The 10340-nt window shown below is 62.5% G+C and carries 9 protein-coding genes and 1 pseudogene; 6 read left to right on the top strand and 4 right to left on the bottom strand.

Features of this window, described 5'->3' with window-relative positions; genetic code table 11:
• Positions 1-195: hypothetical protein (locus JX325_RS08540; protein ID WP_204790738.1), on the top strand; the 195-nt coding region annotated here is incomplete at its 5' end.
• A gap of 164 nt (positions 196-359) precedes the next feature.
• Here JX325_RS08540 and JX325_RS08535 read toward each other — a convergent pair.
• Both JX325_RS08535 and JX325_RS08530 read right to left on the bottom strand, forming a co-directional pair.
• Positions 360-1640, bottom strand: a complete 1281-nt coding sequence (locus tag JX325_RS08535) for a DNA glycosylase AlkZ-like family protein (RefSeq protein ID WP_204790737.1) — start codon at positions 1638-1640, stop codon at positions 360-362.
• Between the two features lie 92 nt (positions 1641-1732).
• Positions 1733-2068, bottom strand: coding sequence for a hypothetical protein (locus JX325_RS08530; RefSeq protein WP_204790736.1), 336 nt, complete (start codon positions 2066-2068; stop codon positions 1733-1735).
• A gap of 1341 nt (positions 2069-3409) precedes the next feature.
• Between JX325_RS08530 and JX325_RS08525 the strand changes: the two genes are divergently transcribed.
• On the top strand, positions 3410-4426 hold the full coding sequence (locus JX325_RS08525) for a glycosyltransferase (protein WP_204790735.1): 1017 nt from the start codon (positions 3410-3412) through the stop codon (positions 4424-4426).
• A 10-nt stretch (positions 4427-4436) separates the two neighbouring features.
• Positions 4437-5972: an O-antigen ligase gene (locus JX325_RS08520; RefSeq protein WP_204790734.1), complete on the top strand. Its 1536-nt coding sequence runs from the start codon at positions 4437-4439 to the stop codon at positions 5970-5972.
• Between the two features lie 181 nt (positions 5973-6153).
• Here JX325_RS08520 and JX325_RS08515 read toward each other — a convergent pair whose 3' ends face one another.
• The gene (locus JX325_RS08515; RefSeq protein WP_204790733.1) at positions 6154-6834 is read right to left on the bottom strand and encodes a TIGR00266 family protein; all 681 of its coding nucleotides are present in this window, start codon (positions 6832-6834) and stop codon (positions 6154-6156) included.
• A 179-nt stretch (positions 6835-7013) separates the two neighbouring features.
• On the opposite strand from JX325_RS08515, the gene spoVAD reads away from it, so the two are divergent.
• The 3 genes from spoVAD to JX325_RS08500 all read left to right on the top strand — a co-directional run bounded on the left by spoVAD (position 7014) and on the right by JX325_RS08500 (position 10011).
• The gene (spoVAD, locus tag JX325_RS08510; protein ID WP_204790732.1) at positions 7014-8030 is read left to right on the top strand and encodes a stage V sporulation protein AD; all 1017 of its coding nucleotides are present in this window, start codon (positions 7014-7016) and stop codon (positions 8028-8030) included.
• Positions 8031-8185: 155 nt separating this feature from the next.
• Positions 8186-8626 carry a MarR family winged helix-turn-helix transcriptional regulator gene (locus JX325_RS08505; RefSeq protein ID WP_204790731.1) on the top strand — a complete coding sequence of 147 codons (441 nt, stop codon included), beginning with the start codon at positions 8186-8188 and terminating at the stop codon, positions 8624-8626.
• Between the two features lie 50 nt (positions 8627-8676).
• The gene (locus JX325_RS08500) at positions 8677-10011 is read left to right on the top strand and encodes an MATE family efflux transporter (RefSeq protein ID WP_204790730.1); all 1335 of its coding nucleotides are present in this window, start codon (positions 8677-8679) and stop codon (positions 10009-10011) included.
• Here JX325_RS08500 and JX325_RS08495 read toward each other — a convergent pair.
• A pseudogene (locus JX325_RS08495) lies at positions 10008-10340 on the bottom strand (hypothetical protein); the annotation flags it as partial. The gene JX325_RS08500 and the pseudogene JX325_RS08495 overlap by 4 nt on opposite strands.

The raw sequence follows: 10340 nt of genomic DNA, 5'->3' as shown, positions 1-10340 counted from the left end.
GTCATAATCAATGCGAGAACCAGGGACAGGAATTTCTTCATTGAACATTCCTCCTTTAAAGATTACGGTCCGCTCGAGCTTACGATGCCCCCTCCAGGATTCGTGTCGGGGCTAGCCGATCCCACATCAAGCCTGGAATTGGCCTCTTCCGCCCGTCGTCCGCAAATGCAATCTATCAGGAAAAAAAAGCCCTGACAAGGCTTTTTCCGGCCTTTTAACCGAACTGAAAACCGCCATACGATAGCCTTTGGGTATTTGCTGGAAAGGAATAACGCAATCCAATTTTTCCCAAAAAGTGAAGCCGGGCGGCAGTTCCCTTTGGCGAAACGCTCCGCCCCTGCCCCCGGCTTCCAAGAAAGTTATTCGGCTTTTCGTTTCTCCCGCTCCGGGAGGAAGTATTTCTGCCCCAGCTGGACCAGGGCCCCCTCCTCCACCATGCGGTGGAGCACCAGGGTGCACTGCTTCGGCTGGATGTGAAGGAGGTCTACGATGTCCTGCCGGTAGGCGAAACCCGCCCCGGCCAGATACTCCAGGATGGCCTCCCGGTGCCGCTCCGGCGGAACCACGGTGCCGGGGAGGTAGTACTTGCCCCCCACGCGGACCAGCCGTCCGTGCTCCGTCAAGCGGCGCAGGCGGGCGTATGTAGCGGTCTTGGACAGGCTCAGCAGCTCCGNCACGTCTCCCCGGGAGACAAAGCCCTGCTCCAGGGCCCGCCGGAGGATGCGCTCATCCTCTATATCCCGGCAGTCGTCCCGTTTCAGGTCTCGGAGGGTTGCCCGCTCCAGCCCGCCCCGGATCAGCGCGGCCCGGGTGAGCCGGGACAGCCGGGGAAGGTCCAGGGGCTTTCGGGACTGCTCCGTCAGGAGGACATGTGGGTCCTCCCCCGGGTCCCTCCGGCGGTGTTCCTCCTCCAAAATCCGCCGGAGGGCGCTGGTGATGGTCACGCTCCGGTCCGGCAGATGAAGAACCCCCTCCTGGAAATCCANCTGCTCCCAGGTANGCGCGATCATCTCCTGGGCCTGGAGGCCCAGCTGCCAGCCCATCCACATAGCCAGGCCCGCCGCTGTGTCCCGCTCTGCCTGGAGAAGCTTCCAAAGCTTAAACTCGTCCACCTGGGCGGCCGGGGACTTCGGCGCTTTTCTGGCCGGGGCGCTGGCGGAAAAGCGGAGCTGCAAAGTCGCAACCTCCACGCCGCTAACCCGGGCAGCCTCAGGCCAGTCCATTCGGTCCAGACAGCGGATGATCCAGTCATAGCGCAGATCCAGCAGCCGCACGCCTTTCAGCCCGCCCCGGTCCAAGGCCAGCCGGGCGATNCGGGAAANGGATTCCAGCCGCNTCGGCTTCCGCTCCCGGNCGGAGAGGAGAACATGCGGGTCCCCCGGTTCCCCCCGGGCTTCCCGGGCCTCCTGAAGCTTCCAGAGGAACGCACGCATCTCCTGGTCCAGGGGCACCATCCGGCCCGGAAGCTCCAGCCTGTTATCCAGGAAGGAAATCTGATCCCAAGTCAGGGCGGCGATTTCCTCCCGGGTCAGCCCCTCCAGCCAGGCAAGACGGAGCACCAGCGCCTCCGGTCCCGTCTGCTCCTGCTCCAGCAGACGGCGCAGGGCGGTTTCGTCCAACCGTCGGTTCTTTTCCTCCATGTGCTCCTTCCCCCCCAGCGTTAAGTTATTTTCATCTGACAAGTCAGGCGAACTTTTTGAAATAACTTCCAATCCCGCCTGTCAAATCGGCCTTATCCCCCGCCGGCGGTTTCCTCTCCCTCTCCGCGGGCGCCGAATCGCTCCACGCCCGTGAGATCCCAGCAGCCGTGCCGGGTCACCAGCCCGCCGGACAGACGGCCCTGACGCACAGTAAAGATGGCGTCATACGGCTCTTTATCCACCTGGCACCGCAGTGCGCCGGAAATCAGATATTTGCCGCTTTGCAGCACGCTGCCGGAAAAACGGTTCCGGCGGCTGAGCAGGCGCAGCTCCCCGGAGACGGTTCCCGCCTCCTCCAAAAGCAGCAGCTCTCCTGCCCGGGGGCCCAACTGGCTTTGCAGTATAACGGTGTAACAGACTTTTTTCACAGCATCACTTCCTGTTATGGTTCGATTATAAATAGGCAAGCGTTTTTACCAAAGGGACAATTTTGTAAAAACCGTCTAATTTTGGACATAATTGAAACAATTGTCAAAATCCTCCCGTTTTGTGTCGACTGAATGAAAAAAGAGGGCGGGAAAACCCGTCCTCTTTGCATGNTCCGCCCANCAGGGCATTGGATTCCAATCGCCCCGCTCCTGTAAGGTCTGCCACATGGCTCCCGCCGCGCTTCGCTCCGCCGCCTGTTCCAGCGCGTCCGCTAACTCCTCCGGCCGCAGAACCTCGCCGTTTCGAACCCAGCTCTCTATCAGGGACAGCAGCAAGGCCCGGCCCCATCGCCGTTCCCGCTCTGCCGCCTCCTGATCCGGCGGCGCGCCGCATCGGTTCCGATAATAAGCCTGAACCGCTTTCAATACTTCTTCCAAAGGAATCATTTCCCCCAGCCCCGTCTGGCCGCCCTGCTCCAGAACCGCCCGGTAAAACGCCCGCTCCTCCCCGGCCCTGTCCAGCAAATCCAAAAAGGCCTGCCGCCAGGTAATGCAGTCCGCCAGGCGGTTTGTCAATAAGACACGCTCCTGCCGGACGGTCCAGGCGAAAAGGTCGTAAACATCCTTGAAGTGGTAATAAAAAGACTGCCGCCGGAGTCCGTACATCTCCGTCAGTTCCCGGACGCGGAGCTGGTCCAGCGGTTTTTGCCTCAGCAGCGCCCGCAGGGCGGCGCCGAGCTCCTGCCTGGTTCGATTTTCATGTCCCGGCATAAACTCCTCCTGACCGCCGGAGCTCCCTTCCCCGGCGCATTTGAATAATCTCCGGCCTGTCCGGCGGAAAGCCCGTTTTTTCGCCGCTTTAAGCATACTCTACGCCCTCCTTCCCGTCAAGATTTCCTGCTTTTTCATTTTTCCATTTCCCTCGACAAATTCAGACAAGTTATTTCCCGCTTCTTGTGTATCATATCCATAGAACCCAGCTACATTTTGTGTTTCATCAGAAAGGAAGACCTGCTATGACCGCACTTTCCAAAGAATACCTGCTGCTGTTTAACGCCGTCACCGACGCAGAACGGACCCTGTTCCAGCTGCGGGAGGCCCTGCTGGAATCCCAGCGGCAGGNGGAGGAGCTTTTTCTGGAGGAAACGGCCTGGGACAGTCCCCCCGATGAAGCCCGGCCGGTTTCANAAGCTGTCGGAAAAGCCGTNGACCTTCCGCTGTAAATGGGGTACAATGGTTTTATATTCCGGCAGCCGCTGCCATGGCAGGGGNCCTTCCGCGGGAAGGCCCCCTCTTTAATNTAAGGTTGAACGCCGCCGCCGGACCCCATGGAGGTCGCCTATGCCCAGTATCTCTGTCNTCGTCCCCGNCTACCAGGCGGAGAAGTTCCTGCACCGCTGTCTCGACAGCGTAGCCCGCCAGACCTTTTCCGATTGGGAGCTCATCCTGGTGGATGACGGGTCCACCGACGGCTCCGCCGCCCTGTGCGACCGGTTCGCCGCCAAGGACNATCGGGTTCGCGTCNTTNACCGGANGAAGAACCAGGGCGTCAGCGAGGCCCGGAACCTGGGAATCAACGAGGCCAAGGGGGACTATATTGCCTTTCTGGACGCCGACGACTGCTATGAGTTCCAGGCTCTGGAAACCCTTTGGAATCTCCGGGAGCAGTCCGGCGCGGACGCCGCCGCCTGCGGCCTTACCTATCTCTGGCCCGGCGGGAAGCAGTCCGTNCAGGCCCAGCTCCCCGCCGGGGTCTACGGCGGNGNCGAGATCCGCGAGAAACTGGTCCTTCCCCTGACAGGGGATCGCCTGACCCAGCCGGTGTTCAACGGCTACAGCGTCTGCTACCTCTTCTCCACGGAGCTCATCCGCAAAAACCACATTGCCTTCGACGGCCCTTATTTANAGGACGAGCTCTTCGTCCTGGAGTATTTCTGCAACGCCCGCACCCTGGCGGTGACGGACCAGCCCCTCTACCGCTACTTCCTTCACGGGGAGTCCGCCACCCACCACTACATGAAGAATTTCCCTCAGGTCTTCGCCCGCTTCATGGAGCGGAAAGAGGCGCTGGTTTCCAAGTACGGCCTGGAGTCCCTCCGGCCCCAGTGGCGGGAGAGCTNCAACTGGGCGGGCCTTCTGATTGCCGTGGGCAACGAGTACGCCCGGGACAACCCCAAATCCATCCGCCAGCGGCAAAAGGCCGTCNAGGAGTTCTGCCAGCGGCCGGAGATGCAAAAGGCCATTCGCGAAATCGCTCCCGCGGGCCTCAGCCCCAACAAGCAGATGGTGGCGAACCTGGTCCGGGGAAAACACTTCTTCACCCTGACCCAGCTCTACCGTTTGAAAAACCGCATTTGAGGAAAACGCCATGACTCTTTTAAAAGAAAGCTATCTCTGCCATCTTCTGTCCCTGCTCCTGGCCGCCTATCAGCACAGCGCTCTGCACCGCCTGGCCGTCCGGCTGGGGGCCTGGTGCAGCCGCCAGATAGAGGAAAGCGCCATTCTCCGCCCCCTGTGCCGGGAGGGGGCCGCTGCCCGCTCCTGGCCGGACAGCCAGGCCTGCAAGCTTTTCAGCCGCCTGGTGAACCTGCCGGGCCGTCTGCTCCGCAAGTTCTANCTACTTTTGGAGGNGACNTTTGAAACCAGCTTCTTCGCCCAGCTGGCCTNCCGCCTGGGGGATGAGACCGCCGTGGCCGAGGGCTGGCTGATTCTCCTCCTTTGGANCATCCCCTATGAGTNCTGGAACAACGCCTACACCCTCATGGCCTTCCTGCTCCTCCTGCTCCTGCTCCACGCCGGGGCCATGGGCCGGGGGGACCGGAGGCTGGATGTGGAGGCCATCGGCTTCTTCCCCGCCCTCTTCTTTGGGGCGGTGGTCCTGGGCGTGGTCTTCTCCCTGACCCGGAACGCCTCCACCCGGTTCCTCGTCTACCACATTTCCGCCGCCCTCTGCGTGCTGGTAACCGTCAGCGCCCTGCGCTCCGCGGAGGAGCTCAAGCGCCTGGCGGCGGGGGCCTCCGGCTGCNTGGCCGTCTCCTNCCTGTACGCCATTTTCCAGCGTCTCTCCGGCCTGGAGGTCAACGAGTCCTATGTGGACATGGACCTGAACGCCGACATGCCCAGCCGGGTTCTCTCCTTCTTCGATAACCCCAACACCTTCGCTGAGGTGCTGATCCTCCTTCTGCCCCTCACCCTGGCCCTGATTCTGTGCTCCAAACATTTTATTTCCAAGCTGGCGGCCTCCGCGGCCTTTGTCCTGGGCGCCGCCGCCCTGGGCATGACCTACTGCCGCGCCGCCTGGATCGGCATCGCCTGCGCCATGGTGGTGATGATTTTCCTCTGGAAGCCCAAGCTGCTGCCCCTCTTCTTCGCCCTGTGCCTTCTGGCGGTGCCCTTCCTCCCGGGCAGCATCTGGAACCGCATCCTCACCATTTTCGACGCCTCCGACTCCTCCACCAACAGCCGCTTTCCCCTGTTCAAGGCGGGGCTGGAGGTTATCACCCGCCGCCCCCTCTCCGGCGCGGGCCTGGGCACCGCCGCCGTCCAGCGCTACGTGAAGCTGCTGAACTTCTACCATGCCCGAACCCCCTTCGTCCACTCCCATAACATCTACATTCAGGTCTGGGCGGAGATGGGGGTCTTGGGCTTTGTGGGCTTCGTGGGCTCCGCCCTCTGGGGCGTAAAGCGGGCGGCCTATGCCGTCCGCCACTGTGCCGGCGGAGCCGCCAGAACCATCACCGCCGCCGCCTGCGCGGCTCTCTGCGGGGCCCTGGTCTGCGGCTTGGCAGACTACCTCTGGAACTACCCCCGAGTGATGTGCATTTTCTGGTTTGTCTTCGCCGTGGCCCTGGGCGGAGCGAAGCTCTGCGCAGAAAGCTTAAATGAACGGGAACGCCCGGTTTAAAGATTATGCCTCTGGACCTGTGTGTCCGCCCCTACGGCTGCACGCACAAAAAGCGGGTCCCCGGAGAGACGCGCCTCTCCGGGGACCCGCTTTTGCATGGCAGAGCTATTCCTCAATTTTTTGGCTGCACCCATTACAGCGCACCCAAGACAAGATATGCAAGCGCCAATTTCCCTATCCCTCAGCTCTTGCTGGGCAGCACCGAGGCGATGGACCCGGCGAAGGCGCTCAGCGGCATGGTCTGAAGCACCACATGGCCCGGCCCTGTGACCACGGTGTTAAACATCCCCTCCCCGCCGAAGAGGACGTTTTTCACCCCCTTGACGGACTGGATGTCGATGGAGCAGGTCTCGTCCATCATGGCCAGATTTCCGGTGTCCACAATCAGCTGCTGGCCCGGAGCCAGGTCGTACTCCACGGCGGATCCGTCAATTTCCAAAAAGGCGATCCCCCGGCCGGAGAGCTTCTGCATAATGAAGCCCTCGCCGCCGAAGAAGCCCGCTCCCATCTTCTTCTGGAAGAACACGGACAGCTCCACCCCCTGCTCCGAGGCCAGGAACGCGGACTTCTGCGCCACAATGGACTTGCCCGGCCCGATCTCCACCGCCCGGATGGTCCCGGGGAAGCTGGAGGCAAAGGCAATCATGCCCGGCGCGCCCTTGGCGGTGTAAAGGTTCTGGAACATGGACTCCCCGGAGAACATCCGGCCAAAGGCCTTGCCCAGGCTGCCCCCGGCGGAGGTCTGCATCTCCATATTGGGGCTCATCCACACCATGGACCCCTTTTCCGTAATNATNGTCTCCCCGGCGTTCAAATCGCAGATCACCACAGGCATGGGCTCGCCCTTGATTTCATAGTTCATCCCGCNCACTCCCTTTCGTTTTATCCCCCTTCAGGGTTTGTTATATCTTACTATAGCAAAGTCCCCTTTTCTCCGCAAGAGCCGGAAGCAAAGAGGACACCTTTTGCCTTTTTCTCCCGCATAAAGTGCCCGCCCGCGGGCATCCTAGGAGGAACACCACTGCCACAAGGAGGCGCGCTATGAACAACAAACGGATCGGGCGCCGCACCGTCGCCCTGGAGCATCCCCCCTCCGTCATCTCCTACGCCAACATCGGCGGCAAGCTGGAGGGGGAGGGCCCCCTGCGGGAGCACTTCGACGAGCTGGACCAGGACTCCTTCTTCGGGGAAAAGACCTGGGAAAAGGCGGAGTCCGCCATGCAGAAGCGGGTCCTCCAGCGGGCCCTGGANCAGATTAAGCTCAAGCACGGAGACCTGGACTATATCTTCGCCGGGGACCTCTTAAACCAGTGCATCGGCTCCTCCTTCGGCCTGCGGGAGTTCGGCGTGCCCTTCTACGGGCTCTANGGGGCCTGCTCCACCATGGGGGAATCCCTCTCCCTGGCGGCCATGGCCATTGACGGGGGCTTTGCGGAAAAGGCCGCCGCCATGACCTCCTCCCACTTCTGCACGGCGGAGCGCCAATACCGGATGCCCGTGCCCTACGGCAACCAGCGGACCCCCACCGCCCAGTGGACCGCCACCGCCGCCGGGTGCACCATCCTGGCCTCCCAGGGGGAGGGACCCTATATCACCCACGTCACCTGCGGAAAAATCGTGGACAAAGGCATCGCGGATGCCAACAACATGGGGGCCGCCATGGCCCCGGCGGCCTACGACACCCTTTCCGCNTTTTTCCAGGACACAAAAACCAAGCCCCAGGACTACGACCTTGTGGTCACCGGGGACCTGGGGGAGCTGGGCCACGCCATCGTCCGGGACTTCTTTTCCAAGGACGGCATCGACATGGGGGAGCACTTCCAGGACTGCGGTCTCCTCCTCTACAACCGGGAAAAGCAGGACATGCACGCCGGGGGCTCCGGCTGCGGCTGCTCCGCCTCGGTGCTCAACGGCTACCTCCTCTCCGGTATGCGCCAGGGGAAGTGGAAGAAAATCGTCTTCGCCCCCACCGGGGCCCTGCTCTCCCCCACCTCCAGCTTTCAAGGAGAGTCCATCCCCTCCATCTGCCACGCTCTCTGCATCTCCACCACAAAGTAACCAGGGGCCCGGATTCCGGGCCCCTTTCTACATATCCTGCAGGGAGTTCCCCAGTATCCTTGTGCGGATTCACGGTTGACCTTGGTATGAAATCAGACTATACTACCATTTGTCCTCAGCAAGTCCGATTTCATACCATAATAAGGAGCCCGCACATGGACCATTACACGCTGTTTCAGGAATACCTCCAGGCCGACCACCAAATTGATGAATTTTACCACACCCTGGCCCAGGCCCTGGGCCTGTCGGACAGCGCCCTTTGGGTACTGTGGTGCCTGGTGGAGCGAGGGGACGGCTGCACGCAGAAGGACATCTGCCGTCAAGTCTCTATCAGCAAGCAGACCGTCCACTCCTCTGTCCGGAAGCTGGAGCGGGACGGCTTTCTCTCCCTCCGTCCCAGAGAGGGNCNGGNGGTTTCCCTCTTCCTCACGGCTCAGGGCCAGGAGCTGGTCCGTNAAAAAGTCCTTCCCATCATGGCGTCCGAGCGGGCCGCTGCCGGGGGGCTGACCGAGGAGGAGCTGCGGGATATGATCCGCCTGTCCCAGAAATGGCTCTCCCTCTTCCGAAAGGCGGCGGCCTCCCTTCCCAAACCATAAANCCGCCGGAATCCCCGGCGGCCCCTGATATAAAGAGAAAGGAACTCCCTATGCACATCCATTTATCCGATCATTTCAGCTATGCCAAGCTCCTGCGCTTCACCTTCCCCACCGTCGTCATGCTGATCTTCACCTCCATCTACGGCGTGGTGGACGGCGTGTTCGTCTCCAACTACGCGGGCAAGACCGCCTNCGCGGCGGTGAACCTCATTATGCCCGCCCTGATGATTTTCGCCACGGTGGNCTTCATGCTGGGCACCGGCGGCAGCGCCGTGGTGGCCCGCACCATGGGAGAGGGGGACCTGCCCCGGGCAAACCGCTACTTCTCCCTCATCGTCGCCGCCGGCGTNCTCGCCGGCGCGGTGCTGACGGTTCTGGCGGAGCTCATCATGGAGCCCCTCTGCCTCCTTCTGGGGGCCNCAGGAGAAATGCTNCCCCTGGCCGTCCGCTACGGGCGCATTCTCTCCCTGGCCCTGGTGCCTTTTATTTTGCAAAATATGTTCCAGAGCTTCCTCGTGGCGGCGGAGCGGCCCAAGCTGGGGCTGTGGCTCACGGTGGCGGCGGGCCTGACCAACATGGTGGGGGACTGGCTTCTGGTGGGGGTCCTGCCCTGCGGCGTGGCCGGGGCGGCCATCGCCACGGTGGCCAGCTCCCTGGTGGGGGGCGTGGTGCCCCTGGTCTACTTCCTCCTGCCCAACAAGACCCCTCTCCGCCTGACGAAAACCAGACTGGAGGGCCGGGTCCTGGCCCAGACCTGCTCCAACGGCTCCTCGGAGATGATGGGGAACCTCTCCACCTCCCTGGTCAGCATCCTCTATAACTTCCAGCTCATGCGCCTCATCGGGGAGGACGGCGTGGCGGCCTTCGGGGTCATCATGTATGTGAACTTCATCTTCATCGGCGTCTTCATGGGCTACTCCATCGGCGCGGGCCCCATTGTCAGCTACCACTACGGCGCGGGAAACCAGGAGGAGCTGCGAAGCCTCCTGCGCAAGAGCCTCCTTTTGATGCTGGCTGGCTGCGCCGGGCTCACCGCCGCCGCCGTGGGCATGGCGTTTCCCCTGTCCCGGATCTTTGTGAGCTATGACGCGGACCTGCTGGCCCTCACCGCCCGGGGCTTCCGGCTGTACGCCCTGTCCTTCCTGGCCATGGGCTTCAACATCTTCGGCTCCGCCTTTTTCACCGCCCTGGGAAACGGCGTCCTCTCCGCCGCCATCGCCTTTCTGCGGACCCTCCTCTTTCAGACGGCGGCCATCTTCGTCCTGCCCCTCTTCCTGGGGCTGGACGGCATCTGGCTGGCGGTGACGGCGGCGGAAGTCCTGACCCTGGCGGTAACCGTCCTGTTCCTCCTCACCCAGCGCAGGCGCTACGGCTACGGCGGCTAACCCCGGAGATCCATCCCCGCCGTGCCCCCCACCACAATGACGGCGGGGGCCGCGGCCTCCCGGGCCCGCTCCGCGATGTCTCCCAACGTCCCCCGGATGGTCCGGGGGGCGTTTTTTCCGCCGATCACGGCAACGGGGGTATCCGGCGGCAGTCCGGCTCCGGTAAGCCCCCGGGCGATTTCCTCCAGCCGGGACAGGCCCATGAGAAACACCAGCGTCCCCCCCAGCCGGGCCAGCTCCCCCCAGCGGGAGGGCGCTCCCTCCGCCGAATCCGCCGTGCGGGCCGCAACCACGCAGAAACTCCGGCTCACCCCCCGATGGGTGACGGG

This window comes from Oscillibacter sp. CU971 (assembly GCF_905219725.1).
Taxonomy (GTDB): Bacteria; Bacillota; Clostridia; order Oscillospirales; family Oscillospiraceae; genus Oscillibacter.
This window is presented reverse-complemented; position numbering and strand designations above follow the sequence as displayed.